The sequence below is a fragment of the Youngiibacter multivorans genome, from assembly GCF_017873395.1.
Taxonomy (GTDB): domain Bacteria; phylum Bacillota; class Clostridia; order Clostridiales; family Clostridiaceae; genus Youngiibacter; species Youngiibacter multivorans.
This window is the reverse complement of record NZ_JAGGKC010000002.1, coordinates 70521-96264: the sequence shown is the minus strand read 5'-3', so window position 1 is coordinate 96264 and position 25744 is coordinate 70521. Positions and strand designations below refer to the sequence as shown.

Genomic DNA, 25744 nt, shown 5'->3' with positions numbered 1-25744 from the left:
ATAGTATGAAAAATACTAATAATAGAATTCAATGATACACATTAGTTTGGGGAGAAAGTAAAATGGCGATTCAAGAAGTAGAACTTACTATTGTAGACAGGGAAATCCTGAACTCTTATGCCCAGATAATCAATGGGCTTGCTGATTATCTGGGTTCAGGCTATGAGATTGTACTTCACAGCCTTGAGGATTATGAGCATTCAGTGATTAACATAATAAACGGAGAGCATACAGGGAGGGTTAAAGGTGTTCCTATAACAGATCTGGCCCTTGAGATGCTGGAGAAGATATCCTGTGAAAAGAAGGACTACATCTCCTACTTCACGACAAACAAGAAGGGTGAGCCACTTAAATCAAGTACCATAGCAATTAGGGGCGAAAAGAACAGGATAATCGGTTTGCTCTGCATGAACCTGTACCTTAACACTTCGTTTCTTGATATCATGAAGGTATTCATACCTGGAACACCGAGTGATGCTAATCAACTTAACATGGAGAACTTTGTAGACAACTCTGATGAACTGATTGAATCGACACTTAAGAAGGTCAGGGAGAACGTCCTGAGGAACAATGAGATAAACGTTTCAAACAAGAATAAGATAATAATCTATAAGCTTGACGACTACGGAATCTTCAATATTAAAGACTCCATACCAAAGGTTGCGGAGCTTCTAGACATATCGAAGAACACCGTCTACATGCACCTAAGAAACAAGCCAGTAAGTGATAGTATGGAATCCAAATAACAAGAAATTGAACAAGAAGGTCATGAATTTCCAAAGGGATTCATGATCTTTTGTTTTAGATTTTATTCCTACCAGTTGTTATGACTATATGTTCATTAATATGACGAATGAGATGTAAATCGGGGGAGTGTTTTCAAGATGTGCATGGTAATTGAACAAATTGAATGGATTCGGTGAGTATATGTAAACTTAGTGAATATTTTGACAATATATGAAACAAATAGTGAATAAAGGACTAAAATATAGCTGTAGAGCTTTAAACTCTCGAATAAGTCATATCAGGAGGGAAGACATGAAAGCTAAGCGTCTGATTGGATTCATCGCAACCGTTTGCCTTTTGGGTACCATCACAGCGTGCAACAAGACTCCTGCAGCTCCTACAGCAACAGCGGCTCCAACAGCTCCATCTGCTCCTGCAATAAGCTTCAAGGCAGGCAAGTACACTGGTACGGCAATGGGATACAATGCAAATGTAGTTCTTGACGTCACATTTTCTGACAAGGCAATAACTGACATTGCAATCTCCTCTGAGGCTGAGACCGCCCATGTTGGCAAGCCGGCGTATGACATACTGTTTCCTTGGATAAAGGAATATACATCCACAGGTGTAGATGTGGTTTCCGGTGCAACCTTCACAAGCAGAGCAGTGCTGGCAGCAGTTGAGGATGCGGCAAAGCAGGCGGGGTGTGATGCAGCTGCATTGAAGAAAGGAACGAAGGCTTTCGAGCTTGCTACCGGAACGAAGATTACAGGTACGTACGATGTAGTTGTAATTGGAGCAGGCGGAGCCGGAATGGCTGCAGCGGCAGCTGCTGCACAGGCAGGCGCTACTGTCCTTGTAATGGAGAAGGAAGTTGAGATGGGTGGAAACACTTTAGTCGCAGGAGGAGCTCTCCAGATAGTTCAGCCATCCCTGGTATGGGATCCTGCAAATCCTGATGCGACCACAGGTATTTATGAGCCAACAGGTGAGAAGGTTGAAAAGATCCACTCGGATACAGGAAGACTTTCAGTCCTCACTATGATCCTTAACTGGAATGAGAAGCCATTTGATGGAACAGTCAAGGACGCTGCAGCTATCAAGGATGTCGATGATTATGACCTTGCGAGCAGAGGAGTGCATGCTGAATATCTGCCTACACTTAAGGCTCTTAAGGCACAGATAGCAAAGTACAAGGCATATGCAGATGCAAAGATGGCCAAGGGTGCCACTGAAAAGGACCTTATTAATTTCGACAGCGTCGAGATGCACATATTCCAGACATATTATGGAGGAATGCGTCTGAACAATGCGAAGACTGAATGGATCTACAGCAAATACGAACTTGTTAAGCAGATGTGCGAGGATGCAAGTGAGATCAAGCCATGGTATTCGGAAATGGGTACCATCTTCAACAACACATCACTTTCGACGCTTATCGGCTGCATGTGGCAGAGGATAAACGGAATAGTAGGCGGAGTCGTTGATGGAGTCGAATACAAGGCTACCGGTTTCGGAGACAACAGCGGAAAGTGGGCAGGCTATTTCAAGGCGCCTGAGAGCGTTGTCCTGAAGGCGAACTCGAAGAACAAGATTATGACAAGGACAACAGCGACAGAACTTGTCAAGGACAGCTCAGGAAGGATAGTCGGGGTTAAGGGAAAGATGTTCGATGGCACAGAAGTTGAAGTGACTGCAACTAAGGGTGTAGTTCTTGCAACTGGAGGCTATGGCGCCAATATCGAGATGGTTCTGAAAACCAATGAATACTGGAATGCCGATGACCTGACCAAATCTATACTAACTACAAACAGAAGCCTTGCGCAGGGTGAAGGAATCGTAATGGCGCAGGCAGTCGGTGCAGGGGTTGTAGGAATGGGATGGACACAGCTCATGCCAATTGGCTGGGCAAATAACGGTAACCTGGCAGGCGGAAATGGTGAAGACGTAATATTCATAAGTCCTGCTGGAACCGAAAATGCAGGCAAGAGATATGTCAATGAGTCAGCTGAAAGGGATGTGCTTGCTCAGGGAGCCTTCGACTTCGGAGGAGACAAGGGTCTGTTCATCCAGGTGACAAATGCAAAGAGCATGGGAAGCTCCGGAGGAAAGACGGTTGAAGGAAGGGAATACATTGTTACCCTCGCTGAAGCTGCTGCACTCCTGAAGATCGATGAAAGCGTGCTTAAGCAGACTATAACCGAGTACGATGCATTCCTTATAGGGACATCAACTACTCCATCAAGCCCGGCAAAGACAGCATACAGGAACCTTATCGGAGAATGTGAGAAGGATGCAGCCGGCAAATACAAGCCTGAGACCTACAAGATAGGAAGCCTCTCAGTAAGGTATCTTGCTCCATCCACGCATCATACGATGGGCGGACTCACAGTGGACACAGACAGACGTGTTATTGATACTGCAGGAAAGATAATACCAGGGCTTTACGCGGCTGGAGAAGTTACAGGCGGATTCTTCGCAGGAAACAGGCTCGGAGGAAATGCCACTACTGAGATACTTACAGCCGGAAGGATAGCTGGAAACAGCGCGGCAGCAGGGAAATAGTCAATAAAAGGAGGCTGGATTAACATCCAGCCTCCTTTATAGTGCTTTAATTCCAATTGAATGCAGAAGCATTCCTTGACTTAGTGGTGGGGTGTGTTGCCAGAGTCCACATACAGCAAGCTTACTCAGTGCTTTTTAAGGGAGGTTTATCCTGGCACCATGATTTGTTTTTGACTTTTCAGCTATTTGGCCAGCACTTCCTCTGCTGCGCTATAACCTGCGATTCTTCCGGAGTTGAGGGCGAAGCTAAGAGTGACACCCTCCATGACAGGGTAGCTGTTGTCATAAATCATTCCTACGTTATTACCTGAGGCGTAGAGTCCGGGAATGACAGTCCAGTCATCCTTTACGGCCTGAAGCTTCTCATTTGCGCTTATGCCTCCAAGGCTTCCCTCGCAAAGAACCTTCGGGCTAAGTGCATAGAAAGGACCTTCTACGATGCTGTAGTCAAGGTATTTCGAATCTTTGTTGAACATTGAATCATCCTTTGATTCGACTGCCTTGTTGTACTGTTCTATAGTAGCCTTCAGCCTTTCAACAGGAACATTCATCTTGGCTGCCAGCTCTTCGATTGTATCAGCCTTTACTATCCAGTCTGCCTTGTTAGCAAGATTATCGAGATTCTCGACGAACTTCGGATCTGCTGCAATATCTTCAGGAGCTCTTACAACAGATGGGAATACAGACTTGTCGAGGGCTGTTGCCACTAGTATTGTCTTCATGAAGGAGTGGGTATAAGGGCAGCCTTCCTCGGCGAATTTCTTTGCTGATGCGCTGTCTATTATCGCCCAGTAGCTTCCGCCAGCATTGAATGCGGCATTTCCCCACAAAGCGAAATCATATACGATCTCTTCATTGGCAAATCTTGCACCACTGTTGTCAACCCAGATAGGTGCGGCAGTCATCATTATCGGAGAAAATGCGAAGCTGTTTCCTTCTGGAAGCATTGCTCCATGATATGCTGCAATGTTCAGGGCATAGCTTCCAGCTCCGGCTGACTGTGCCATCTTAATGCCTTCACCTGTGCTGCCCGCTGTCATGAGTGAATATTCACCGATTGAAAGTCCCACATTTTCTTCCAGCATCTCTGGATTTGCAGCAAAGCCACCACTTGATAGTATGACCGCGGCTGAATTGACTTTAAGTTTTCCGCCATCATTCTTAGTACCGATGATACCGACAGCCTTTCCATTGGAATCAAGGATAAGGTCTGTTACCTTCGTGTCGAAAATGACTTCAACTCCCATCTTCAACATATTGTCATACATGTTTTTAAATCCTGCGACTTTATCATCGAACTTGTGGTATGTCTGTATCTGATCCTCATGTGCGAGCTGTGTGTTCTCCATAAGGGTAGCAGGATTTCCATATCCGGCAAGCCAGTCTACAGTTCCAGAAGTCATTTCAAGCCAGCTTCTTGTTAATGGTGAATATGATTTTTCATGATTGTATTCCATGAACCAATCGTACATATCATCTGTTGTCGTGGTGTCTCCAGCCTTTTTCTGCTGTTCGCTCCCGACTGCAAAAAAGCCTTCGGCTCCCATAAGAGCTGTCCCGCCATAGCTTGAGGTCTGCTCAACAACTATTACTTTAGCACCCTTTTCTGCTGCAGCAAGAGCTGCGGTCATTCCTGATGCTCCGCATCCGACAATTACTACTTCTGTTGTCTTTTCAGAATCTGCACCGGTCTTTTTCGGTGCCTTCATGGATTCAGTATCTACTCCTGACGACTTTATGGCTGCAGTGACTGCTGCAAGCGCTGCTTTGCTTGTTACAGTCGCACCGGTCACAACATCAACCAGGACCGTCTGGTCCTTGAGTATCGCCTCCGTAATTTTAGGAATAGCTTTTCCTCCTACTTCTGCAGTTTCACCAGCACCTTCAATCTTCAGGTCTGTTATTTTTCCTGTGGAGTCAACTGTAACGGCAGCACTTACTTCACCGCCATATCCCTTTTCCTTGGCCGTATATGTGCCTGCCTTGATGCTTGCTGAAGGCTTGTCAGAGCATGCAGAGAGCGAGAAGAGCATTATTGCACAAAGTACCAATGCGATAGACTTGATCTTCATAGTTTTCCCTCCTTGTATATATGTTAAAAATATAACCATGTTCATTATATTTCTCGTTCAACTCACTGTAAAACATAGTATAATTGGTGGAGACACAACCAGGAGTTGTACCTTTAAAAGCAAGGAGTGAGAAAGGTTATGGACCACAGGCAGTTGGAATATTTCCTGGAGGTATGCCAGGAGAAAAGTTTCTCAAAGGCATCAAAAAATCTCTTCATTTCTCAACAGGGTCTCAGCAAAAGCATACAGACTCTTGAAGAGGAGCTTAAAGTGCCGTTATTCTTAAGGAACAATATCGGAATAGAGCTAACCCCATATGGAGAGGAGCTCAGAAAATTCGCCAATCCATATGTCAGCCAGCATCAGTATATATTGTCTGTGATCGAGGATATGAAGGCGGAGCAGAAGGAAACACTCACGATAGGCTTTGCGACAGGGATATTCGACCTGCTGCCTCCAGACTTCCTAAGCGGGTTCATCCTTGAACATGCGGAATCTAATATCCGAATCAAGAGCTTCACTGATGATGAATGCGGACAGGCACTTCTTGAATTCAAGCTGAACATAGGAATCCTTCCTGCACCTGTAGATTTTTCGCAATTCGATTCTGTATTTTCACAGAGAAGGAAGATCAACTTGCTTGTCGGAAAGAAACATAGATTCGCTGAGATGAGTTCGATTAGAATGGATGACCTTGTAAATGAGAGACTGATTTCGCTTAATACCAGGACAAGCTCGCAGGACTTGCTCAGGGATATCTGTTCCAGGCATAACTGCGAACCAAGCATACTTATCAATGCAGCCGAGATCGGACTTGCCGGAGAGCTTGTGGAGAGTGGAGCGGCAGTAAGTTTCTATGCTGGGAGAGAGCATGCCGGGCTTGGCAATGTCAGTACAGTTGAAATTGAAGACCTGGATATTTACTGGGAATTCCATATTGTTGTAAACAAGAAGACGTATCATACTGAGCTCGCCAGGGAATTCATTGAGTATGCATGCAGGAAGCTTATGTCATAATAGCAGGAATCCTGAAGTAATTCTTACGCCCGTTGAAACTAAGTCTCTGTATAGGGTATTGCGGTATGCTATAATTTAGTATAAATAAGTTTGAGCAGGCTGATTCTAGCATGCATGACTGAAATTTGAAGGAATGGTGAAACCTATGAAGAGGCTTCAGAAGATGATGCTGAAATTGGCATCCTCTCCAAGGATAGACATGAAGAGAGACTACAGGCTGGTAAGAAGGCTTCAGCAGGCGGTTTCGCCAGACATCAAGGAAGAGTACAGGGTACTGGACAAGGTGATAAGGTTCGAGGGCGGTGAATACACGATTCCTATACGGGAGTTTTATCCCCTGGTCAGGAGGAACAAAGGTGCGATACTGTTCTTCCATGGCGGAGGCTGGGTGATCGGAGATATCGGAAGCTACACGCCTTCATGCCTTGAGATGGCCGAGGAGACGGGTATGGCTGTATTTTCAGTTGACTACAGGCTTGCTCCGGAGCATCCATATCCAGCAGGATTAAACGACTGCTATTCTGCAGCAGCTGCACTTATGGAGAACCCGGACTGGATAGGCCTTGAAGATGCTGATGAGATAACTTTGGCAGGTGATTCTGCAGGTGGCAACCTTGCAGCAGTTGTCTCAATGATGCTGAGGGACAGGGGAAGGAAGGTGCCAAAAAGGCAGATACTCCTTTATCCAGCAACATACTGGGACCATTCCGAGGAGTCTCCTTATATGTCGGTCATAGAAAACGGGAACGACTTCGGGCTTACAATGAAGAAGATGGAGGAGTACATGGACATGTATGTGCCTGACATGGAGAGAAGGAAGGATCCTTATATCTCTCCGATAATGGCGGATGACATGAGCAGCCTTCCAGAAACTTTAATCATAACTGCTGAACTTGACCCACTGAGGGATGAGGGTGAGGCATATGGCGAAGCCCTGAAGGCTGCAGGAAACGATGTGGTTTTAGTAAGGGTTCCTGATGCGGTGCATGGCTTTCTGACACATCCTAGGCTGGATGACTCTCTGGACATTGCATATAGGGAAATAAGGACATTTCTTGGAATAGATGGCGCAGGATCAAACAATTGATTTTTGGTGAGGTGGTCGACTGTGAAACGTAAAGGCTGGGCAAAGCTTGACAATGCATCAAAGATATTCCTTGCCACAATGACGAATACAGATACCAAGGTATTCAGGCTTAGCGCAGAGGTGAGGGAAGAAGTGGACCCTCTTGTCCTGCAGGAAGCACTGGACAGGACCTACGGTTACTTCAGGCTTTACCACTCAATAATGAGACGGGGCTTCTTCTGGTACTATCTGGAGGACAGCGACCTTAAGCCTGTGGTTATGCCGGATGTTCAGGTTCCATGTGCGAACATCTACAGGCGTGATGAGAAGAACCTTCTCTTCAGGGTGCTGTACCATGGGACAAGGGTACATCTTGAAGTCTTTCATGCCCTTTCAGATGGAACAGGGGGACTGTGGTTCTTTGACAATCTGCTTTACAACTACATAGACCTGAAGTATCCGGATGCACTCAAGGGGAGTGAGTCCGTGATGGAGGGCAAGGGATCGCAGATGCAGCTTCTTGATGACAGCTTCCAAAGGCATTTTGGAGGCAGTGAGGAGTGGTGGTCTTTCAATCCGGTGCAGATGACTGTGGGTACAGTGACAAAGGTAGGCAAGGCAGTGGGGAAGGCTGCAGTGAACATTGGCGGCAAGGCCGCTGACGTGGTCACCGAGAGTGTAGGGCTTACAAAGAGGAAAAGAAAGGAAAGGATATACAGGGTCAGGGGAGCAAAGACTCCGGACGGCAGGATAAGGATAGTCGAGACTGAAATGGCTGTTGACGAGGTGCTGAAGCTTGCAAAGGAATCAGGCACTTCACTTACCATATATATGACTGCTCTCTTCATAGAGGCAACGCACAGGGATGCTCCCAGGCGAAGGGACGACTGGACCATCTCGGTTTCAATACCAGTGAATCTTAGGCAGTTCTTCAAATCAAGCACTGCAAGGAACTTCTTCAGCACGGTCCAGGTAAGCTATACCTACGGCCTTAAGGGAGAAGGAGGCGACACCATAGAGGAGATTGCAAGGACCATCGATGAGGAGTTCAAGGGACAGCTTACACCTGAGAAGATAAGGAGCAAGGTCCAGATGCTGAAATCCTATGAGGAGAACATAGTACTAAGGATCATGCCGAGGCCACTCAAGGACCTTGTGATGAGGGCTGCAAATGCTCTCAACAACAGGAAGCTGACTTTGGCCATTTCAAATATGGGCAGGGTAAACCTGCAGAAAGACATCGACGGGTATGTTGACCAGATTTATGCCATAACCGCAGCTGCCAGGCCTCAGTTCCTGTCTGTAAGCCATGCCGGAATATTGACTGTAGCATTCATGTCTCCCTTCACCGAGACTGAGATACAGAAGAATTTCGTGACTATGCTCACTGAAAAGGGAGTCAGGATCAAGGTTTCTGCAAACAAGGTAGATAATGAAGAGATGGGGAATATTGTTGGAAGGGAGTGAGCCGTATGAGCAGCTGCAGGAGTTGTAAGATCGAGATCAAGGGTGATTGGGATGCATGTCCGCTTTGCAGGAATCCTGTGAAAAAATCCCAAGTAAGCGAGCCATCGCCATTTCCAGATATTCCGCTCAGGTTCCAGAGGAACCTCGCCATAAGGATACTCACGTTCATATCCCTGACACTTGTCGCCTTATCTTTCCTTGTAGACAGGATAAGGCCACTGAAGATTAACCTTCCTGTACTTGTGGCCTTCGGAGCGATAAGTATGTGGGCCATAGTCGCTTCGATAATCTCGAAAAGGAGGAACATCGCCAAAAGCATAGTCTACCAGGTAGCTATCCTTTCAATCCTCGCGGTGTTCTGGGACTACTACCTTGGATGGATAGGCTGGTCACTCGACTACGCCATTCCCATATTATGCATAAGCGCCATGACAGCCATGTTCATTGCAAACAGGGTAGTGAAGCTGAAGGCAGGGGACTACCTCCTGTATCTTCTCATAGGAGCAGTCATGGGACTCATTCCTTTTCTGTTCCTGGTATTCGGATGGGTCATCCATCAGATACCTTCAATGCTCTCCATATTCCTGAGCCTTGTCATGATTGCTGCTATAGTCATATTCCAGGGCAGGGAGATACTCCTGGAGCTTCAGAAGAGGATGCATGTATAGTCAATAATCCTTCAGTTGAATTCGAAGACAAAAGTTTAGGTCGATACATAAATACTCTGCTGATTATTTTCGTTTGGGCCAACTATCAGAAACTGACAATTGTTTAAATTATATTGTTCCTAAATTTGCGCGTAACATTAGTTAAAAGGAATGTTTCGCGCGTTTTTAAGAACGTTAGAACATATGTAAAAGGCGGAGGCATACAACCTCCGCCTTTTCATATCAATTCACTTCTGTCATGTCTGATTAGCCCCCATGGACACTTGCCATGATTATGACCTTGTCCTTCTCTGAAATGGGTTCGCTCATGAGCTCTACACGCATGGTATTCTTTATAACGGTAAACTGCTGCCTGATTATGCCTTCCATCAGTCTTCCATGTCTTCCGGGATACCTGTCGGAAATCATAGACAGAAGCTCGGTGAAGTCTTCCGGAGTCCTTTCGAGCTCAAGAATCCTTGGTTCGCAGCCGTCATAGATGCTAAATTTGAAGTTCTCCATATCTATTCCTCCCATGCGGTGAATACACGCTCAATCTGTATATCCGATTCTTCCTTCTTCAGAGCCGTCCTGAAGCATCCGCCGCTGCACCACAAGAGCTCGTTGTAGCCTTCGGCAAGAAGGCGAGGATCATCTAGCCTCTTTATGCATTCGTCAAACCCGTGCACTCCCATAACCAGTGGCGATAGCCTGTGTACAGGGTCATCCACGATTGAATCAAAGGGTGTCCTTTTAAGAACTGAAAGGTTTGGTATTCCTGCATCAAGAATCATTTCCTCAAGTACGTCGAAGGTCACGACTTCATCGACGCAGTTCTTTATGTTGTTCTCCTCAGCCTTCCATGGGCATGGTGACAGGAATGTCAGCTTACAGTCAGCACCATACCTTTCCCGAAGCATACTTCCATGGAGTTCCATTGGTGAGGGGACATCTGACATAAGATCACTGAGCCCCGGCCAGCCTTCCCTGATCTCTTCTGCTATCCTTGGGCAGGAGCTGCCGATAATTGGACCTGTTCTTTTCCTTGCTTCACTTAGCCTCATATCCACTGCATTGCCTACGACAGAGGCAGTTTCCTCAACAAAATGGAATCCCAGAAGCTTCAGCGCTGTCACAAGCTGTTCTGGGTGACAGCTGAAATATGCTGGATAGGAGGGAGCAAGGCTTGCTATCCGGATTATATTTTCTCCATTCATAGGGGCACCTCATCTTGCTTCACTTAACTTTAGATTATCACTGCCATAAAAAGATGCAATACCAAATGCTTGACTTTTGATTTGCAGAGGGGTAATATTATCATATGCACATATGTGCATATGAGTAGATGGAGGTTGAAATGGAAAGACTTACTGAAATATTCAAGCTTTTATCGGATGAGACTAGGCTCAGGGTTGTAATGCTTCTTGCAAGGGAAGAGGCCTGCGTCTGTGAGATGAGCGGTGTCCTTGGAATTCCTCAGCCTAAGGTTTCAAAGGCACTGTCAAAGCTTCGTGACCTGGGACTTGTCAATGATGAGCGTAAGGAAAAGTACGTATACTACAGCATTAAGGCTGAAAGCAAGGTTCTGCTTGGAATAGCGAAGGATATCCTTGATAACATAGGTGATTATCCTCAACTTGAACTCGATGGGAAAAACCTTAAGTACAAGGAAAGATACTCTAACAGCTGCTGCGTGATCTCTGACGAAGAGATGATCTCTTGAGGATGGTGTAAAAATGGCAATATTTGGATTCATAAACGACCAGCTGCTGAAGATGACGTGGCTGTCAAACCTGGTAAAGGCTCTTGTTGAAAATGTCTTCGGACTTAGCACTACTGAAAGGCTCGGAGGAAGCATCCATTTCTTCATATATGACGTAATTAAGATATTCATACTCCTCTCCGCACTTATATTCATGATTTCATATATTCAGAGCTTCTTTCCTCCTGAGAGGACGAGGAAGATACTCGGAAGATTCACTGGAATACAGGCAAATATTCTTGGAGCCCTTCTCGGGACAATAACCCCGTTCTGCTCCTGTTCTTCAATTCCACTGTTCATTGGTTTCACGAACGCAGGACTGCCGCTTGGTGTAACGTTCTCGTTCCTTATATCTTCGCCAATGGTTGACCTTGCATCAGTACTGCTCCTTGCCAGCATATTCGGCTGGAAGATAGCCCTCGCCTATGTTAGCGTAGGACTCATTTTAGCAGTAGTTGGCGGTACGATAATAAGCAAGCTCAGGATGGAAGACGAGGTCGAAGGCTTCGTGTTCAACAACATGGATGTTGCATACGAGGAGGAGAAGCTTTCAGTTAAGGAAAGGATTGACTACTCCAAGGACCAGGTTAAGGACATATTCAAGAAGGTCTGGGTGTATGTGCTGATAGGCGTAGGAATTGGTGCTGCCATACACAACTGGATTCCTCAGAGCTTCATTGAAGCCCTTCTCGGACAGGACAAGTGGTACTCCGTACCCCTTGCGACATTTGTTGGGATTCCAATATACGCCGACATCTTTGGAACTCTTCCGATAGCAGAGGCTCTGCTGTCTAAGGGTGTAGGACTCGGAACTGTGCTTGCCTTCATGATGGGAGTTACGACACTTAGTCTGCCATCGATGATAATGCTGAAGAATGTCATAAAGCCAAAGCTTCTTGGAACCTTCATAGGGATAGTCACAATAGGCATTCTGATTATAGGATTCTTCTTCAACGCCTACGGGCATGTGTTCATATGATCGACGTAGGTTTAATGCTTAGGTAATGTGATTTTCAATTCGAATATTCAATTCAGGAAGGAATGATTTAGATGATATTAAAGATACTTGGAACAGGCTGTTCAAACTGCAAGAAGCTTGAGGCGAACGTCAGGGAAGCCGTGAAGGACATGGGGCTTGATGCTGAAGTCCTGAAGGTAGAGAACATAAAGGACATAATGTCCTATGGGGTAATGGGGACTCCTGCGCTTGTCAAGGATGAGAAGGTCCTTTTCGCAGGAAGGGTGCCAAACCTGGATGCCATCAAGAAATACATAGCTGAGTAAAGCAATCCCGGTCAGGAAACTCCCTGACCGGGTTTTCCCTTTTGGTGACAGTCCTTGTAAACGATTGAATATACTGGTACATTTGAATTAGGAAACAAGGCAAGGATAAGGGGGATTTCGATGATACCAAGAAGTGAGATGAAGACTAAGAAAGTGCCATATGTGGTCGGTCAGGGCTACAAAAGGTTTCCAGTGACAAGCCAGGCCTTCGTCACGGTAAGTATGAAGGATACAGGAAAGCTTGGATATATGTTCTGGCTTGATAAGATGCACAGGAACATGGGCAGGAAGATGATGGAGGGAGTCGAAGGCTATCTTCAGGAGGACAACGCCCTTGACATGGGAGCAAATGCGTTCAACCTCCTTATAGGAGTATATGGATTCCCTAACTTCCAGATGCTGAAGTGGAGCACCATGGTGGTACCTGATGTCCTTTCAGCGCATAAGGTAGTGAAGCCTTCAGAGGAGCTGACAAGGCTTGTAAAGAGGGCAGCTGGGCTTTACGGGGCTGACCTGGTCGGTATTGCCGCACTTGATGAAAGATGGGTCTATTCAAAGGACATGGTGAAGCCCATAGTCATCACTGATGATGGGATTCCGGAGGAAACCGAAGAAGAATTCAGGATACCGAAGAGCATGGACAGGGCGATAGTAATGGCTGTAGCAATGGATCCAAAGGGTATAGGAACATCGCCTGCAATAGAGTCAAGCACTGCAACCTCCATAGGCTACTCAAGGATGGGAATAACCGCAGTATCTCTTGCCGAATATATTAGGGCCATGGGCTATAAGGCAATACCCTGCATGAACGACACCGCCATGAGCATTCCACTTGCTGTGGATGCAGGCCTGGGCGAGCTTGGAAGGCTGGGTATACTCATCACTCCTGAGTTCGGTCCAAGCGTAAGGCTATTCAAGGTGCTGACGGACATGCCTCTTGTACCTGACAAGCCGGTAGATTTCGGCGTGGAGATCTTCTGCAAGAACTGCCTGTTATGTGCAGAGCATTGTCCATCTGACTCCATAAGCTTTGGAGAGCCTTTGGATTCTGTGTCATATGAGACGGGGAATCCTGGAGTAAGGAAGTGGTACATCAACGGTGAGAAATGCCTGAATTTCTGGCAGGACAACGGCGGAAGCTGCGCCACCTGCATAGCTGTATGCCCGTTCACCTGGGGATTCGAATCTCTGCAGTGCTTCGAATGCACGAGATGCGAAACCAGGAGAGGCTGTGAGCTTCAGGTAAACACCCACCAGAGGGAGAAGCATGGATACCTGCACATTGAAAGCTATGGTGAAAGACCGGTAGTATTAAGACCAAGGAGAGAGGGACTTTGAATAAGCTGAAGGTTATAGCTTCAGGTATTGTAATAATTGTAGCTGCTGCTGCAGTATATCTCGCTTTCTTCAGAGAGCTCCCTGGTCCTCCAGGACTTGAGGCCAGGAGCTCACAGGGTACTGCCAGAGCCATAATGGGAACATATGGATGGGACTATGGAAACAGGTCGGTTCAGGCGGATTCGCTGCATCCGAAGGACTTCCAGTATAAGCTGGAGAATACACTTCAGGTGACTGCAGGAGAAAAGATTGAGCTTTTTCCTGTTAATGATGACAAGCTGTTCAAGGGGAATATTGAGCTTATCGACTTCGAGGTATACAGAATTGACAGTGGAGAAGCTATTCCATCGGGTGGAATGGCTGAGCTTAAGGGAAACACAATTACAGCTGAGGTTCCTTATGTGGCGGGAGACCATGTCCTGGTAATCACCATAAGATATAAGCAGGGCACCGTCAGCTATGGCCTCAAGGTCTCGTCTAAAGAGGCAGCTCCAATGAAGGGACTTGAGCTATATATATGGAGAGATGGCGGGAAGGCAATGTATTCTCTTCTGGTAGGAACCAACAGGAACAAGACCGAGGAGGAGATCACCGGGAATCCTTTGACTACTGATTCGCCTGAAGCTGTAAGGATGCAGCTTGGTGGATTCGCTGAAAGCTTTGTGACCATATACCAGATGCCTGGTGCAGATTTCACTGAAGCTGAGTACAAGAGCCTAGAGGCTGAAATTACTGAAGGCTTCGGGCATGAGTTTCAGGCCGCAGGGGTATGGAGCAGATAGGAACAAAATTCAACATACGGAGGGATGAGCATGGACAGGGAATTTTTTGAAACTACCTATGAAGGCTATAATCTGAGGGTGGACAGGTCCTGCCTCTACAGCATGGATGAAGTTTGGGTAAGGCATGATGGAGAGCTTGCTATAGTTGGCATCACTGATTATCTTCAGATGACCTCAGGTGAAGCAACGTTTGTTGACTTACCGGCACTGGGAGCGATCCTGGAGAAGGATGAGGAGGCTGCAAGCATTGGAATGGATGGAGCGGCTGTAAGCGTCAAGGTGCCTGTAAGCGGTACTGTAGTGGAAATCAATGAGGACCTTGAGAGTTCGCCTGACCTTGTGAACAGTGATGCTTATGGAAAAGGATGGCTCTTCAAGCTTGAACCGGGAAACTGGGATGATGACATTGCTGAGCTTCTGTTTCCTGACGCATACCTTCCTGTGATGCTTGAGAATCTGTCAAAAATGTGAGGTGAAAGCATGATATATGTAAACAAGGCAACCTGGAATGGCGGGTTTGAAGGTAATACAGTTTGCCAGAATGGTATAGAAATGGAATTTTCAGCCACTCCCATGCAGCGCGGGAAAGCAGGAGTAATGACCCCTGAGGATGCACTTATGATGGCGGTGAACATCTCTTTCCAGATTTCCGTAGTAATTGAGATGGAGAAGGCGGGGCTTGAGATGGCAGCCTATGAATGCAAAGCAGAGGGTGAGTCAGAGGATGAGGGTAAAGAATTCCACACTATCAGGCTTATGCCAAAGGTCACTATCTGCGGTGCTGGTACGGAAGAGAAGGCAATAGCGGCACTAAAGCTTGCTGCTGATAATTCACCGGTAACAGCTTCCCTGAAGAGTGAAATTGTCCTGGAGCCTGAAATTGTCACAATTGGATATTGAACTGAAATTTGCCCTTCGTTCCGCATGATGTCGGAGCGAAGGGCTTATATTTTGTCAACCTAATCAAGACGCTGAAATGGAGTAGGAAAATCGTGTCTTGCATACTCTTAGATAAAATTTATTTAAAAATACTTTAACTGCTTGGTTTTGGCTTTATTGCCAGGAATTGGATTTACAATTCCACTCCTTTGAAAAAACTTTACCACTCACAACTGCCTCCCAAACTGGACTCAGGAAGGTTTCGATAGTTCCAATAATTTCACTGAAGTTCAGATCTGGTGAGTTGATTGTTTTGGTGAAGTGTTTCCATCTTGTTTTAATATTAAGGTTATCTTTTAAGGAAACAACTTTTTCTAAGCTATCGCTACCGAAGTAGGTATTTCTATTTCTCAGAGTGTGTTCTATGGCAAGCTGCAGATTATACCCACTAAAATCAAAAGTGTGTGCAAGGTAATGTATGTCGAAAAAATCCTTCATACGGCTTGTCAATTCCAACCTCTGAAGTATGGCATCGAATTTTTCAGAGATAGTACTTTCAAGTGAGTAGGTCAAAACCTCAGGTGAATCATAGCCATCGAGCTGTGTTTGAATGACCATTTTCTGTGATTTTGGAACAATAATATCTCCAATGCCAATGTCAATTCCGAATGGAACTCGGACATTTTTCAGTTGCCCTATTACTTGAATACCCACACCGGGGTATTTTTGGTGGATTGCTATTTGAACTGTTTTTGAAGCTTTTAGAACAATCACTTTATTATAGCCAGTCTGAGTTTCAATGATTTCATTAATAACATTTAAGATATAATCAGCATTGCCATTAATTCTATCTAACAAGAAGTCAACATCGACTGTTGCTCGACTTTTGAAGTTGGTTAGAGCGAATATAAATAGGCCTCCCTTTAAAATCAAATTCCCGGAATATTTCGATTTTGAAAGTCGACGCAGGAACTCCTCCTGAAAAAAAAGCTGTAGATACTGCTGGTAGGGCACTCCTGAAGTTTTTGACTTGTACTTGAGCTTGGCTAGTATTGAAGCGCCTACGTCCGGCATTATATCCACACTCCAATGATATTATTCACCTTCTGGACAACTCTCATCTTTTTTGCATATTCCATGAGTCTGGAAATGTCCTTTTTCGGATCGTAAACATAGCGTCGTATTGCATTGTTGAAAATCTCTCTATCCATTTTTCCATAGTAGCGAAGGCAATCGCAGATTGTCCTTTCTTTGTCGTAAATGCGGACTAGATTCCCGTCTATTTCAAAATTTGTAAGACCAATCTCAAGAAGCGATGGCTCAATGTAGTATGGTTTAACTGGGGGATATTCGATTTTGAACCTGCTTTTACCACTATCTTTACTTACAGCAAGATTCCAGGCTTTAGGTGTCCTGTCGCTATACCTGTAATAGTAGAGAGCCGTTTCCATACAAAATATAGCATCTGGGAAAAGCCGTACTATAGTCGTGACTTCACTGAAATTCTCATTATCCGTTAGCTGATAGTAACCATAGCGAACTTTTTCAATAACTCCTACTTCTATGAGAGATTGGAGTTCCTTGTAGTATACTCGTTCTTCAAGCAGCTCTGATGTACGCATCATACCAGCATGGTTTTCAAAAAGGTATTTGATTTCTTCAACTGACCTCATAAAACGCCTCCTTTACAACTTAATGCTAAAATAGGGGACAAGCGGATAAAGTTGTAATTATATTTTAATCCAACAATTGTAAATGTTCAATACAAGTTTTAACTGATTTATTGAGGAAGCGGATAAAGTTATAAAGTTATATTCTTGACCAGTTATTCCAAATTATCTTATATGGTTTCAGACAAAGCTGCGTATGTTTACCTGCTGGGCCTTGGATCATTACTCTAGAAGAATAAGGTGTCAGCATACATCAGTATAGATGTCGGAGAGAGGGCTATTATTTCGTCAGATTTTTCACCATATCTGACTAATCAGCATGGTATAATGAAAAGCGGCAATACATTTCCGGAGGATACTTATGTTTCGCAGAAGTTCATTGAATATGATAACTATAATTGTAATTGGATTGGTGTTTTCAATCCTTCTTTCCGGCTGCGGGAAGAAGGAGGAGAAGACACTCAGCATAGGGGAACAGTTCGGTCTTGCTTATGCACCACTTGAGATAATGAAGTCCAAAGGGTTCCTTGAGGCTGCGCTTCAGGAAAGGAATCTGGACATTGCTGTGCAGTGGAAAAAGCTTGGCAATACATCAGCCATCAGGGAGTCAATGCTTTCTGGAGACCTCGACATTGGCTTTACAGCTATTCCTCCTTTCCTAATCGGAAGGGATAAGGGGATGGACTGGAGGATAATCGCTGGGATATCAAAAACCTCGGTGTCACTGGTGACAAAGGATCCTGATTTGAGTTCAATATCCGACCTTAAGGACAATCACAGGATTATGCTTCCGCAACCCGGATCCATACAGCACATACTGCTTATGATGGCGGCGGAGAAGGCGACTGGAAAAGCTTCAGCATTTGACGGACAGCTTCTTTCTATGGCTCATCCAGACGGTGTCACTGCATTCATCTCAGGCAATGAAGACCTTCTTCATTTCACCACTCCCCCATATCTTCAGGAGGAGCTTGAGAATGGTGGAAGGGTACTACTTGATGGAAGAGAGAGCTTTGGTGGGGACTTCACCTTTATTGTAGGCATCTGCCAGGATAGGGTTTTCAAGGATACGAAGGTGTACGAGTCCTTCAAGGAAGCCCTGGTGAAGACCATGGAGTATATTGAAAGCGATAAGGATGGTACTCTTAGGATTCTATCTGAAGCATATGAATATGAGACAGGTGAGCTTGAAAGCTACCTTGGCGATGGAACCACAACCTTTGGCACAGGAGTTGAAGGAATAGATACCTTTGTAGAATTCATGGAAAGGAACGGACTCATATCCTCAAGTCTTAAGGGTATGGAGCTGTTTTGGGAGCAGGATGCAAAGTAGAAAAAGGAAGTTAAGCAAAGGAAATAAGCTGCTTGCCAGAGGGATCTTCATACTGGTGCTTCTTGCTGTTTGGGAGGTTGTAGCTCGTTCAGGAAGGTTTCCTGATGCACTTTTTCCGGGGCTGATGGATATCTCAAGGAGCTTCATTGACCTTCTGGTAAATGGGGATCTGATCATGAAGACAGCCTACAGTATAGGGATAGTATTCCTTGCGATGGCACTCTCCCTGGTAATTTCAGCGGCTATGGTTGCCATATCCCGTATTTCCGGGTACGCAAGGGAATTCATTATTCTCCTTCAGTCAATCCTTTCACCACTTCCGGGCATAGCAGTGCTTCCAATTGTAATTCTGTGGCTTGGAGTAACAAGGACATCGATGGTTCTCATCATGGTCCATGCCACACTATGGCCGCTATGGGCTCAGCTGGATTTGAGCGCTGAGAGACTCAGCTCAAGGTATGGAAGGTTCATGGAAGCCTTCAGGCTGGATAGGTGGACAAGGTTCTGGCACATATATGTACAGGGCTCTGTGGAGGACCTGAAATCATCACTTGGCATATCCTGGTCTAGGGGCTGGAGGGCACTGATCAGTGTGGAGATGGTATTTGGGATGGTAGGAAGTAGGACCGGACTTGGATGGCTCATCTTCGAGAGAAGGATGTACATGGATACTCCGGGGCTTCTTGCAGGACTTGTGACCATTGCATTCTGCGGAATTCTATTTGAATCCCTGCTGTTCAAGGGAGGTAGAGCCAATGAAGCTTATTGAGGTTAAAGGGCTTAAAAAGTCCTTCGGAAGCGAATATCTTCTGAAGGATTTCTCACTGGATATAGGTGAGGGCGAGATCGTAGCGGTCATGGGACCTTCAGGAATCGGGAAGAGTACGCTTCTCAACATAATCGGCGGTCTGGACAAGGAATATGAGGGAAGCATAAGCTATGATCCAAGGATATTCGACGGTATAGATGTTCCGTTCCCATTTGTGTTCCAGGAATCAGAAAGCCTTCTTCCATGGAAGACAGTGGAGGACAATGTAAGGATAGCTGGCAGAAGGCTTACGCAGGATGAGATTGATGATGCCCTGAAGTCAGTCGGTCTTTATGAGCACAGGCATAAGAAGCCTGGTGAGCTTTCCGGAGGCATGAAGCAGAGGGTATCGCTTGCAAGGGCATTAGTCTGCAGATCAAGGGTGCTTTTGCTTGATGAGCCTTTTGCAAGTCTTGATTCGGAAATGAGGACGAGGCTTCAGCTGCTTGTGAAGGACCTATGCAAATCCAAGGGGATCACAGTGATCATGGTCACCCATGACATTGCTGAGGCAGAGGCGATGGCGGACAGGATCGTATCCATATAGCTGTTGGAAGATAATCGAATAATTGCAATCGCTGCGGTGGCCTTAAGGGCTGCCGCTTTCGTTTTTTACTTGCTGCGACCTGACTTTGACTATTGAGTGACAAACTTAAACTTCCTTGTTGACAATCATTCTCAATTATGAGAATATATTGCTTGAGTAATTGAGAACAATTATCAACTATAGGAGGGCAACATGAAGCTTTTTAGGACGATCATGGCATTGGCAGCGACAGCTGCGATTTTTTCAGGATGCGCAGCAAGGGGTGCAGCGGCTACGGCACCAACGGAAACTGCTGATGAGGCAGTTAACCTGTACACCGACAGGCATTATGACTCTGATGATGCCATATACGCAGCATTCACAGAGGCGACCGGGATAAAGGTCAACATAGTGAAGGGAAAGTCAGATGAACTTATTGAAAGGCTCAAGACTGAGGGTGAGGACACTGAAGCTGACCTGTTCATAACGGCAGATGCGGGAAGGCTATACAGGGCACAGGAGGCTGGGCTTCTTCAGACTACTGAAAGCAGAGTCCTTGAGTCAAACATACCTGATAACCTGAGGGAGCCTGATGGATATTGGTTCGGTCTTACAAAGCGTGCCAGGGTAATTGTCTATGCCAGGGATAGAGTGGATGAAAGCGAGCTTTCGACCTATGAGGACCTGACTGACCAGAAGTGGAAGGGAAGGATACTTGTCAGGGGTGCTGACAGCGTGTACAACCAGACTCTCATAGCATCCTTTATTGAGCTTGAAGGTGCTGACAAGGCTAAAGAATGGGCTGAAGGGATAGTAGCTAACCTTGCCAGAGACCCGAAGGGTGGAGACAGGGACCAGGCAAAGGCCATTGCTGCCGGAGAGGGTGACATTGCCATAATGAACACCTACTATCTGGGTCTTATGCTTACAAGCGCTGACCCTGAGGAAAGGAAGGTCGCTGAGGGTCTTGGAGTATTCTTCCCGGACCAGGAAGGAAACGGAACCCACATCAATATCTCAGGTGGCGGAGTAATCAAGGGAGCGAAGAATGCTGAAAATGCCGTAAAGCTGCTCGAATTCCTGTCTGGAGAAAAGGCTCAGAGCTCATATGCCCAGACCAACTTTGAGTTCCCGGTCCTTGAAGGAGCCGAGTCTTCTGAATTCCTTCTTTCACTTGGAGAATTCAGGGAGCAGGAGCTAAGCCTTTCAAGCCTTGGGGCAGCTAACGCAGAGGCAGTAAGGATACTGACCGAAGCAGGCTGGAAATGATAAGGGTTATTCGTGGAATGAGGAAGGCGGGCACAGGTTCTGTGCTTTCCTTTCTGATTCTTTTTTCGGCTGTCCTGCCAGTACTGGCAATCCTTTTAAAAGTTGATTTTTCCGGGAGTGAAGAATGGTCGCGCTTCAGGGAATACCTCCTTCAGGATGCTGTGGTCCAGACTCTCACAATAGTGTCCTTTTCGCTGCTTCTCTCTTCAATCATCGGTGTCACACTTGCGGTTCTTGTTGCCATGTTTGATTTCCCATTCAGGAGCTTCTTCAAATGGTTCTTCTATCTGCCGCTTACGATACCTCCTTACATTGCTGCCTATGTGTTCGCAGGAATGCTTGGGTATACAGGAGCTGTGCAGAGTACGCTGAGAAGCCTTGGAATAGTGGTTTCTCCAGGAGCATTTGACATAATGAACATAAGGGGTGCTGTTGTCATCTACGCTATCACTCTTTATCCCTACGTATACGCCCCGGTAAGGTCCTTCCTTGAAAATCACGCGTCAGAGCTTGTTGAAGTTGCAAGGCTCCATGGCTACTCACCTTTTAAGATTTTCCTCAAGGTCATATTTCCACTCATAAGGCTTCCTCTTGCTGGAGGATTATCGCTCATCATGATGGAGATCATCGGAGACTATGGTGTGGCAAGGTACTTCAATCTTAAGACTATAAGCTCAGCGATATTCGGCTCCTGGTTCGGGTCTGGTGATACAGGAGTCGCACTGAGGCTGTCCTTCTACCTTATGGTGCTCGTCGTAGGATTCCTTGTCATCGATGACATGACGAGAGGCAGGAAGCGCTACGGAATGCAGGGCGTAAGGCAGCTGAAGCCATACAGACTTAAGGGAGCATGGAATGTACTGGTTCTTTCCATACTTTCGCTGACAGCTCTTATAGTGTTTTTCGTTCCTGTAGGTCAGATGCTTCAATGGGCAATAGCTTCCTTTGACAAGGTTGAAAGGGGAGAGACAGGCAGGATAATGCTGGATACTCTTACCTACAGCCTGCTTGCAAGCCTTATTATTCTTATCGTCAACACTATCATTGTCTCAACCTCGAGGTGGCTGCCACAAAGGGTATCAAAGCTTATGACAAAGCTTTCCCAGCTTGGCTATTCGATTCCTGGTGCGGTAATAGCCATAGGAACTATCACACTCTTCGTGTGGCTCGATTCAAGTCTTTTTCCGCTATACAGGTGGCTTGATCCGGGAACCAGGAAGCTGGTCCTAAGTACCAGCACAGCGATGCTTACCTATGCGTTTGTCGTAAGGTACATGGCAGCAGGCTACAACAGCGTTAACTCAGGCTTCTCGAAGATCGGGACGAGATACTCTGAAGCTGCACAGACACTTGGAAAGGGGAGGCTGTACGCCTTGTGGAAGGTCGAGCTTCCGGTAATAAAGGGTTCACTTGTCACCGGCTTCATACTTACCTTCATAGATATCCTTAAGGAGCTACCGCTGACTCTTCTCTTAAGGCCTTTCAATTTCAATACTCTTGCCACACGCTCATATGAGTATGCAAATGACGAGAGGATAATGGAGGCATCCGTGCCGGCACTTATGATAATTCTGATCTGCATGGTGGCTCTCCTGGCATTTGCCATGGTAAACAAACAAAAGGGAGTGAAGAATGATGGAGCTTGATATAAGGAACCTCGAATTCAGGTACGGGAAGAAGGATTCCGAAATATTCAAAGGCTTCGACCTTAACGTCAAGGATGGAAGCATTATCGCAGTCCTTGGTAAAAGCGGAAGCGGAAAGAGCACGCTGCTAAGGATAATCTCAGGGCTCGAGGACAGGTCCAAGGGATATATCAGGATAGGAGGCAGGACTGTACAGGACGAAAGTATCTTCATCCCTGCTGAGAAGAGAAACACCGGCTTCATCTTCCAGAACTACGCCCTGTTTCCATATCTTACGGTAGCCCAGAACATCGCCTTCGGGATGAAAGGTAAGGATGATGGCAGGGTAAGGGAGATGGTTAGCCTCACAAGGCTTGACGGGCTTGAAAAGAGATACCCGCATGAGCTTAGCGGGGGACAGCAGCAGAGGGTTGCACTGGCAAGGTCCCTTGCTCCAAAGCCATCAATACTTCTCATGGATGAGCCCTTCAGCAGCCTTGATTCTGCTCTTGTAAAGGAGCTGAGGGAAGACCTCCATAGGATAATAAGGAGCACAGGAATGACGACGATCCTCGTGACACACGATGAAGATGATGCTAAAGCCCTTGCGGATGAGACGCTGGTGCTTGACTGCCACTAGAGATGAATAATGAAGAAGATCCCTGACCTTGAAGCAGAACGCTTTTGGGTCAGGGATCTTCTTCTATTTCATAGAAATGTTCTGAGACAGGTAAACGGAGGATATCAGTTCATGATGAAATTCTTAAGGTCTGTTTTCTGTTTCTCCAGTTCGTACATGTAGTCAATGGTCTTCTCCTTGAAGATGGCGATATCAGAATTTGCTGTGGAAATCCTTGAGGTGTTGCTTACCATATACACTGACCTTACCGGACTTTCAATGGACAGCTCATACAGGCAGAAATCGAACAGGTTCTTCATGTTAAGGCATACGCTGGCTGGCGCGAAGAACCAGTAGCCTTCTGATAGCAGCTGAAATGCGAGCAGTGTGGAATCGACCTTGAATTTCGGGGAATCGGGCTGGCGGAAGTAGGTGCTGTGCCACTTTGAATATTCTTCACCCCAGTTGAAGTATATCTGGTTTGTAAGGTCAAGACGGCTTGGAGCTATCTTGTTGGCCTGGAAGTTCGCATTGTGCTTGCTGACAACGAACAGTGAATCCTCATAGACCTTGACTGCCTCAGTATAGGGTACCTGAAGGTTGCTGAGGGCGAAGCCGACGTCAATTGTCCTGAAGCTTACGCTGTCATAGATCTCCCTTGTGTGCAGGGTTCTGATACCCACTCTCCAGTCATCATCAAGGTCGTTCAAGAGCTGCTTGTAGAGGTTGTTCAGCACGAAGTTGTTTACGCTGTCCACAGCTCCAACTACAACAGTCTTGAACATGCTGAGGTTGGCGAAATTTGAGATCTCATCAGATACCCTTTCATATTCCTGGGCGATCTTCAGGAATTTCTCTCCATGCTTTGTCAGCTCAATGTGTTTGTAGCCCTTGTCCCTGTCAAAGAGTGAAACCTTCAATTCAGTCTCCAGGACCTTCAGCCGGTAGCTGATTGTCGATTGGGACATGAACAGCTGGTTCGCCGCCTTTGTTATGTTCAGTGTCTTGGCAAGGGCCAGAAAGGTTTCTATAAGGTCGTAGTTCATTATGTTCCTCCTTGTTAAGGATATATCAACTAAATTCGTACTTAAGATACATTATATCGAAACATTCGATAATTAACATCTATTTAATTCGTTTTTATTAATTGTAAGCGTTTGCTATGATGAGTACACGAAACAGACAACAAATAATTACAATAATGCAAATGGGGGAGAAAAATGAAAAAGATTCTTGCACTAACAATGGCAGCGGTAATGGCAGTGACAGTAGGATGTTCGAGCGGGACCAAGGATACAACAACAAATACGACGGCTGCGGCATTTCCAGGGAACAAGGTTGTAAACCTCATAGTACCATATTCAGCAGGTGGAAGCTCAGATGTAGGAGCGAGGGTACTTCAGCCGTATCTTGAAAAAGCACTTGGCACCACAGTCAATGTAGTCAATCTTCCAGGAGCAAGCGGCTGGGTAGGCTGGGAAAAGCTCCTTTCAGAAAAGGCGGACGGATACAATGTATCGATGGTAAACCTTCCGACCATATTCTCAGGCTATCTTGACAAGAGCCTTGGAAGAAGCAAAAGCATAGCTGATTTCCAGATGCTCGCCAACCATGTTTCAGATTTCAGCGTACTTGCGATAAACAAGGATGAGAAGAGATTCACTGATCTCAAGAGCTTTGTAGAGTATGCAAAGACAAACGAAGTAACGATCTCAACCTCCGGTGCAGGAACAGATGATGACATCCTCCTGAACAAGATCAAGGCTGCTATGGACCTCAAGATAACTGCTGTACCTATGAGCGGTGCATCCGAAGCTTTTGCGGCAGCACTTGGCGGTCATGTGGACGCTTTTGCAGGCAATGTTGGAGATGTGCTCACACCAATGGCTAACAAGGAAATCATAACAATCGCGGTATTCTCTGATGAGAGATCAGACCTCATACCTGAGGTACCTACATGGAATGAATCAGGACTTGGAAAAGAAGTCACCAATTCGTCAGACAGAGGGTTCGGTGTTAAGGCTGGTACTCCTGAGGAAGTCGTAGCTGCACTTGCGAAGGCGTTCGAAGCAGCAATTACTGATGCGGACCAGGTCAAGAAGATGTCTGAACTGGGACTTGAAGTGAACTTCATGAACTCGAAGGATGCAGCGACCTATGTTGTTGACCAGGAAAAGATAATGATAGACATGGCTGAGACCATGGGTTGGAAATAGCTACTAATAGCTGATTCTATGGCCTGAGTACCTTCAGTCCCTGAAGGTGCTCAAGCTGGATAGAATGATTTTT

The 25744-nt window shown here is 46.0% G+C and carries 26 protein-coding genes; 20 read left to right on the top strand and 6 right to left on the bottom strand.

The window, feature by feature from the left end; genetic code table 11:
- Window positions 1-62: 62 nt before the first annotated feature.
- The gene (locus J2Z34_RS02035; RefSeq protein ID WP_209458186.1) at window positions 63-746 is read left to right on the top strand and encodes a helix-turn-helix transcriptional regulator; all 684 of its coding nucleotides are present in this window, start codon (window positions 63-65) and stop codon (window positions 744-746) included.
- Window positions 747-1038: 292 nt separating this feature from the next.
- A complete protein-coding gene (locus J2Z34_RS02030) occupies window positions 1039-3291 on the top strand; it encodes an FAD-dependent oxidoreductase (RefSeq protein WP_209458185.1) in 2253 nt (750 codons plus the stop codon).
- A 182-nt stretch (window positions 3292-3473) separates the two neighbouring features.
- Here J2Z34_RS02030 and J2Z34_RS02025 read toward each other — a convergent pair whose 3' ends face one another.
- Window positions 3474-5363, bottom strand: a complete 1890-nt coding sequence (locus J2Z34_RS02025; protein ID WP_209458184.1) for an FAD-dependent oxidoreductase — start codon at window positions 5361-5363, stop codon at window positions 3474-3476.
- Between the two features lie 126 nt (window positions 5364-5489).
- Between J2Z34_RS02025 and J2Z34_RS02020 the strand changes: the two genes are divergently transcribed.
- From J2Z34_RS02020 to J2Z34_RS02005, 4 genes are all read left to right on the top strand, one after another.
- Window positions 5490-6380, top strand: a complete 891-nt coding sequence (locus J2Z34_RS02020; RefSeq protein WP_209458183.1) for a LysR family transcriptional regulator — start codon at window positions 5490-5492, stop codon at window positions 6378-6380.
- A gap of 145 nt (window positions 6381-6525) precedes the next feature.
- Entirely contained in the window at window positions 6526-7467 is a 942-nt protein-coding gene (locus tag J2Z34_RS02015; protein WP_209458182.1) for an alpha/beta hydrolase, read from the top strand.
- Window positions 7468-7488: 21 nt separating this feature from the next.
- Window positions 7489-8913, top strand: a complete 1425-nt coding sequence (locus J2Z34_RS02010) for a hypothetical protein (protein ID WP_209458181.1) — start codon at window positions 7489-7491, stop codon at window positions 8911-8913.
- Between the two features lie 5 nt (window positions 8914-8918).
- Window positions 8919-9581, top strand: a complete 663-nt coding sequence (locus J2Z34_RS02005) for a DUF6320 domain-containing protein (RefSeq protein ID WP_209458180.1) — start codon at window positions 8919-8921, stop codon at window positions 9579-9581.
- Between the two features lie 246 nt (window positions 9582-9827).
- On the opposite strand, the gene J2Z34_RS02000 is transcribed toward J2Z34_RS02005, so the two are convergent.
- Together J2Z34_RS02000 and J2Z34_RS01995 are read right to left on the bottom strand one after the other, a co-directional pair.
- Window positions 9828-10082, bottom strand: coding sequence for a MoaD/ThiS family protein (locus tag J2Z34_RS02000; RefSeq protein ID WP_209458179.1), 255 nt, complete (start codon window positions 10080-10082; stop codon window positions 9828-9830).
- A 2-nt stretch (window positions 10083-10084) separates the two neighbouring features.
- Window positions 10085-10777, bottom strand: a complete 693-nt coding sequence (locus tag J2Z34_RS01995) for a [Fe-Fe] hydrogenase large subunit C-terminal domain-containing protein (RefSeq protein ID WP_209458178.1) — start codon at window positions 10775-10777, stop codon at window positions 10085-10087.
- A gap of 140 nt (window positions 10778-10917) precedes the next feature.
- Here J2Z34_RS01995 and J2Z34_RS01990 point away from each other — a divergent pair, with 140 nt between their 5' ends.
- The 7 genes from J2Z34_RS01990 (at window position 10918) to J2Z34_RS01960 (ending at window position 15626) form a co-directional block, all read left to right on the top strand.
- Window positions 10918-11283 (top strand): ArsR/SmtB family transcription factor, encoded by a 366-nt coding sequence (locus tag J2Z34_RS01990; RefSeq protein WP_209458177.1) that lies wholly within the window; start codon window positions 10918-10920, stop codon window positions 11281-11283.
- Between the two features lie 13 nt (window positions 11284-11296).
- A complete protein-coding gene (locus tag J2Z34_RS01985) occupies window positions 11297-12301 on the top strand; it encodes a permease (protein ID WP_209458176.1) in 1005 nt (334 codons plus the stop codon).
- Between the two features lie 71 nt (window positions 12302-12372).
- Window positions 12373-12606 carry a thioredoxin family protein gene (locus tag J2Z34_RS01980; RefSeq protein ID WP_209458175.1) on the top strand — a complete coding sequence of 78 codons (234 nt, stop codon included), beginning with the start codon at window positions 12373-12375 and terminating at the stop codon, window positions 12604-12606.
- Window positions 12607-12726: 120 nt separating this feature from the next.
- On the top strand, window positions 12727-13944 hold the full coding sequence (locus tag J2Z34_RS01975) for a reductive dehalogenase (protein ID WP_209458174.1): 1218 nt from the start codon (window positions 12727-12729) through the stop codon (window positions 13942-13944).
- On the top strand, window positions 13941-14726 hold the full coding sequence (locus tag J2Z34_RS01970; RefSeq protein ID WP_209458173.1) for a hypothetical protein: 786 nt from the start codon (window positions 13941-13943) through the stop codon (window positions 14724-14726). The genes J2Z34_RS01975 and J2Z34_RS01970 overlap by 4 nt, the downstream gene beginning before the upstream one ends.
- Window positions 14727-14756: 30 nt before the next feature.
- Complete coding sequence (locus tag J2Z34_RS01965) at window positions 14757-15197, top strand: glycine cleavage system protein H (protein ID WP_209458172.1); 441 nt, start codon at window positions 14757-14759, stop codon at window positions 15195-15197.
- A gap of 9 nt (window positions 15198-15206) precedes the next feature.
- On the top strand, window positions 15207-15626 hold the full coding sequence (locus tag J2Z34_RS01960; RefSeq protein WP_209458171.1) for an OsmC family protein: 420 nt from the start codon (window positions 15207-15209) through the stop codon (window positions 15624-15626).
- A gap of 153 nt (window positions 15627-15779) precedes the next feature.
- On the opposite strand, the gene J2Z34_RS01955 is transcribed toward J2Z34_RS01960, so the two are convergent.
- Together J2Z34_RS01955 and J2Z34_RS01950 are read right to left on the bottom strand one after the other, a co-directional pair.
- On the bottom strand, window positions 15780-16679 hold the full coding sequence (locus tag J2Z34_RS01955; protein ID WP_209458170.1) for a nucleotidyl transferase AbiEii/AbiGii toxin family protein: 900 nt from the start codon (window positions 16677-16679) through the stop codon (window positions 15780-15782).
- Entirely contained in the window at window positions 16679-17278 is a 600-nt protein-coding gene (locus tag J2Z34_RS01950) for a type IV toxin-antitoxin system AbiEi family antitoxin domain-containing protein (protein ID WP_209458169.1), read from the bottom strand. Before J2Z34_RS01950 ends, J2Z34_RS01955 begins: the two co-directional genes overlap by 1 nt.
- Window positions 17279-17660: 382 nt before the next feature.
- On the opposite strand from J2Z34_RS01950, the gene J2Z34_RS01945 reads away from it, so the two are divergent.
- From J2Z34_RS01945 to J2Z34_RS01920, 6 genes are all read left to right on the top strand, one after another.
- Entirely contained in the window at window positions 17661-18608 is a 948-nt protein-coding gene (locus tag J2Z34_RS01945; protein ID WP_209458168.1) for an ABC transporter substrate-binding protein, read from the top strand.
- Window positions 18598-19377, top strand: a complete 780-nt coding sequence (locus J2Z34_RS01940; protein ID WP_209458167.1) for an ABC transporter permease — start codon at window positions 18598-18600, stop codon at window positions 19375-19377. The genes J2Z34_RS01945 and J2Z34_RS01940 overlap by 11 nt, the downstream gene beginning before the upstream one ends.
- Window positions 19364-19963 carry an ABC transporter ATP-binding protein gene (locus tag J2Z34_RS01935; RefSeq protein ID WP_209458166.1) on the top strand — a complete coding sequence of 200 codons (600 nt, stop codon included), beginning with the start codon at window positions 19364-19366 and terminating at the stop codon, window positions 19961-19963. Before J2Z34_RS01940 ends, J2Z34_RS01935 begins: the two co-directional genes overlap by 14 nt.
- Before the next feature lie 192 nt (window positions 19964-20155).
- On the top strand, window positions 20156-21211 hold the full coding sequence (locus J2Z34_RS01930) for a Fe(3+) ABC transporter substrate-binding protein (RefSeq protein ID WP_209458165.1): 1056 nt from the start codon (window positions 20156-20158) through the stop codon (window positions 21209-21211).
- Window positions 21208-22857 carry an ABC transporter permease gene (locus J2Z34_RS01925; RefSeq protein ID WP_209458164.1) on the top strand — a complete coding sequence of 550 codons (1650 nt, stop codon included), beginning with the start codon at window positions 21208-21210 and terminating at the stop codon, window positions 22855-22857. Before J2Z34_RS01930 ends, J2Z34_RS01925 begins: the two co-directional genes overlap by 4 nt.
- Entirely contained in the window at window positions 22844-23476 is a 633-nt protein-coding gene (locus J2Z34_RS01920; protein WP_209458163.1) for an ABC transporter ATP-binding protein, read from the top strand. The genes J2Z34_RS01925 and J2Z34_RS01920 overlap by 14 nt, the downstream gene beginning before the upstream one ends.
- Before the next feature lie 104 nt (window positions 23477-23580).
- Here J2Z34_RS01920 and J2Z34_RS01915 read toward each other — a convergent pair whose 3' ends face one another.
- Window positions 23581-24501 (bottom strand): LysR family transcriptional regulator, encoded by a 921-nt coding sequence (locus J2Z34_RS01915; RefSeq protein WP_209458162.1) that lies wholly within the window; start codon window positions 24499-24501, stop codon window positions 23581-23583.
- Between the two features lie 174 nt (window positions 24502-24675).
- Here J2Z34_RS01915 and J2Z34_RS01910 point away from each other — a divergent pair, with 174 nt between their 5' ends.
- Window positions 24676-25671, top strand: coding sequence for a tripartite tricarboxylate transporter substrate binding protein (locus tag J2Z34_RS01910; RefSeq protein ID WP_209458161.1), 996 nt, complete (start codon window positions 24676-24678; stop codon window positions 25669-25671).
- Window positions 25672-25744 lie beyond the last annotated feature (73 nt).

Bases quoted from the DNA above. Each gene is read 5' to 3' on its own strand.
- J2Z34_RS02035 (WP_209458186.1), top strand. From the start codon at position 63: ATGGCGATTCAAGAAGTAGAACTTACTATTGTAGACAGGGAAATCCTG.
- J2Z34_RS02030 (WP_209458185.1), top strand. From the start codon at position 1,039: ATGAAAGCTAAGCGTCTGATTGGATTCATCGCAACCGTTTGCCTTTTG.
- J2Z34_RS02025 (WP_209458184.1), bottom strand. From the start codon at position 5,363: ATGAAGATCAAGTCTATCGCATTGGTACTTTGTGCAATAATGCTCTTC.
- J2Z34_RS02015 (WP_209458182.1), top strand. From the start codon at position 6,526: ATGAAGAGGCTTCAGAAGATGATGCTGAAATTGGCATCCTCTCCAAGG.
- J2Z34_RS02005 (WP_209458180.1), top strand. From the start codon at position 8,919: ATGAGCAGCTGCAGGAGTTGTAAGATCGAGATCAAGGGTGATTGGGAT.
- J2Z34_RS02000 (WP_209458179.1), bottom strand. From the start codon at position 10,082: ATGGAGAACTTCAAATTTAGCATCTATGACGGCTGCGAACCAAGGATT.
- J2Z34_RS01995 (WP_209458178.1), bottom strand. From the start codon at position 10,777: ATGAATGGAGAAAATATAATCCGGATAGCAAGCCTTGCTCCCTCCTAT.
- J2Z34_RS01990 (WP_209458177.1), top strand. From the start codon at position 10,918: ATGGAAAGACTTACTGAAATATTCAAGCTTTTATCGGATGAGACTAGG.
- J2Z34_RS01985 (WP_209458176.1), top strand. From the start codon at position 11,297: ATGGCAATATTTGGATTCATAAACGACCAGCTGCTGAAGATGACGTGG.
- J2Z34_RS01980 (WP_209458175.1), top strand. From the start codon at position 12,373: ATGATATTAAAGATACTTGGAACAGGCTGTTCAAACTGCAAGAAGCTT.
- J2Z34_RS01975 (WP_209458174.1), top strand. From the start codon at position 12,727: ATGATACCAAGAAGTGAGATGAAGACTAAGAAAGTGCCATATGTGGTC.
- J2Z34_RS01965 (WP_209458172.1), top strand. From the start codon at position 14,757: ATGGACAGGGAATTTTTTGAAACTACCTATGAAGGCTATAATCTGAGG.
- J2Z34_RS01960 (WP_209458171.1), top strand. From the start codon at position 15,207: ATGATATATGTAAACAAGGCAACCTGGAATGGCGGGTTTGAAGGTAAT.
- J2Z34_RS01955 (WP_209458170.1), bottom strand. From the start codon at position 16,679: ATGCCGGACGTAGGCGCTTCAATACTAGCCAAGCTCAAGTACAAGTCA.
- J2Z34_RS01950 (WP_209458169.1), bottom strand. From the start codon at position 17,278: ATGAGGTCAGTTGAAGAAATCAAATACCTTTTTGAAAACCATGCTGGT.
- J2Z34_RS01945 (WP_209458168.1), top strand. From the start codon at position 17,661: ATGATAACTATAATTGTAATTGGATTGGTGTTTTCAATCCTTCTTTCC.
- J2Z34_RS01940 (WP_209458167.1), top strand. From the start codon at position 18,598: ATGCAAAGTAGAAAAAGGAAGTTAAGCAAAGGAAATAAGCTGCTTGCC.
- J2Z34_RS01935 (WP_209458166.1), top strand. From the start codon at position 19,364: ATGAAGCTTATTGAGGTTAAAGGGCTTAAAAAGTCCTTCGGAAGCGAA.
- J2Z34_RS01930 (WP_209458165.1), top strand. From the start codon at position 20,156: ATGAAGCTTTTTAGGACGATCATGGCATTGGCAGCGACAGCTGCGATT.
- J2Z34_RS01925 (WP_209458164.1), top strand. From the start codon at position 21,208: ATGATAAGGGTTATTCGTGGAATGAGGAAGGCGGGCACAGGTTCTGTG.
- J2Z34_RS01920 (WP_209458163.1), top strand. From the start codon at position 22,844: ATGATGGAGCTTGATATAAGGAACCTCGAATTCAGGTACGGGAAGAAG.
- J2Z34_RS01915 (WP_209458162.1), bottom strand. From the start codon at position 24,501: ATGAACTACGACCTTATAGAAACCTTTCTGGCCCTTGCCAAGACACTG.
- J2Z34_RS01910 (WP_209458161.1), top strand. From the start codon at position 24,676: ATGAAAAAGATTCTTGCACTAACAATGGCAGCGGTAATGGCAGTGACA.